This is a genomic window from Phenylobacterium sp. (assembly GCF_036723115.1).
GTDB lineage: Bacteria > Pseudomonadota > Alphaproteobacteria > Caulobacterales > Caulobacteraceae > Phenylobacterium.
Map to the genome: position 1 here is coordinate 1 of NZ_DAIMHV010000263.1, position 1,575 is coordinate 1,575.

At 69.6% G+C, this 1,575-nt stretch carries 2 protein-coding genes; one reads left to right on the plus strand and one right to left on the minus strand.

Features of this window, described 5'->3' with window-relative positions; translation table 11 throughout:
• The first annotated feature begins 63 nt into the window (after window positions 1-63).
• Window positions 64-750, plus strand: coding sequence for a MarC family protein (locus V7D28_RS15290; RefSeq protein WP_333588238.1), 687 nt, complete (start codon window positions 64-66; stop codon window positions 748-750).
• A gap of 36 nt (window positions 751-786) precedes the next feature.
• Here V7D28_RS15290 and V7D28_RS15295 read toward each other — a convergent pair.
• Window positions 787-1,575 (minus strand): SDR family NAD(P)-dependent oxidoreductase (locus V7D28_RS15295; protein ID WP_333588239.1); only part of this gene is annotated, 789 nt, incomplete at its 5' end.

Genomic DNA, 1,575 nt, shown 5'->3' on the forward strand with positions numbered 1-1,575 from the left:
CTTGAGCGCGTTTCGTTCCGATAACCGGTTCCCACTTATCGGAACGCGCTCTAGGAGCGGTGCATGACCCAGGCCGAATTCGCGGTCAACTTCTTCGTCGCCCTGTTCGCCCTGATCGATCCGATCGGGAACGTGCCCCTGTTCGGCGCCGCCACCCAGGGGACCAAGGGCCGCGATTCGCGACTGGTGGCCTTCTATATCGCCCTGTTCATCCTGGGCTTCCTGACCTTCTTCTACTTTTCGGGCCTGGCCCTGCTGGCCTTTTTCGGCATCTCCTTGCCGGCCTTCCGCATTGCGGGCGGGATCATCCTCTTCCTGCTGGGCCTGGAAATGGCGCGGGACGACTTCACCGCCACCTTCGCCGACATGGCCGAGGCCGACGAGAACCCCCGCGGCCGCGCCGGGCGGCGGTTCGAGCGCCTGATCGTGCCCTTCGCCATGCCCCTGCTGATCGGGCCGGGCGCCATCTCCTCGGTGGTGATCTACGCCAGCGAAGCCAAGGCCTTCGGCATGGCGGGCGCGGCCATTGGGGTCGGCGTGATCGGGGCGATCGCCGTGGTGACCATGCTCTGCTTCTGGGCCGCGCCGGTGATTTCCAAGATCCTCGGCCGCATCGGCATGACCATCGTGGTGCGGGTCCTGGGCCTGATCCTCTGCGCCATGGCCGTCCAGTTCGTCCTGATCGGCATCGCCGACGCCACCAGCGGCGTCATCCTGAACGAAGCGGCCAAGCCCTATGTGACCCCCTGACGGGCGCCGCGGGGCGCCCGCGCGACTTTAGCGTCCTCAGGGCTTGCTGAACCGCCAGGCCTTGGAGACGGTCAGCGCCATGATCGCCCTGTCGGGAACCAGTCGGCCCAAGAGGGCGATGGCCTTGTTGAGCGCGCCGGGCACGCAGACGGGGCGGTTGGCCTCCACCGCCCGCCAGCCGGCGGCCACCACCTCGGGCGCGGTCGTCCAGAGCCAGGACGGGGTGGTGCGGTCCAGCTGGGCGCGCATGCCGTTCACATCGTGGAACTCCGACCAGGTCAGGCCGGGACACAGGGCGCTCACATGAACCCCGTCGGGCGCCATCTCCAGATGCAGGCTCTGGCTCGCCCGGATGAGGCCGCTCTTGACCGCCGCATAGAGGCTATGCCCCGCCCCGCCGGGGACCAGGCCGGCCAGGGAGGCCACATTGACGATCCGTCCATGGCCTTGGGCGCGCATGGTCGGCGCCAGGCGATGGATCAATTCCAGGGGCGCGGTCAGCATGACCTGCAGAAAGGCCGCCTGATCGACCCAGACGGTGTCACCGAAGCCGCCGGGCAGGCCATAGCCGGCATTGTTCACCAGCGCCCGCAAGGGGCGTGGGTCGTCCAGCACGGCCCGGGCGATCTCGCCGGCGGCGTCGGGCCGCGACAGATCGGCGGGCAGGATCAGGGCGCCGGCGCCGAAGCGGGCGGCCAGCTCGCCGGCCAGGCTTTCCAGCCGATCAGCCCGCCGGGCGGTGAGCGCCAGGTCATAGCCCCGCTCCGCCAGATGGCGGGCGAAGTCCGCGCCGATGCCGGCCGAGGCGCCGGTGACCAGGGCGAG

Excerpts from the sequence above, each read along its gene's own strand:
- V7D28_RS15290 (WP_333588238.1), top strand. The coding sequence starts at position 64 with ATGACCCAGGCCGAATTCGCGGTCAACTTCTTCGTCGCCCTGTTCGCC.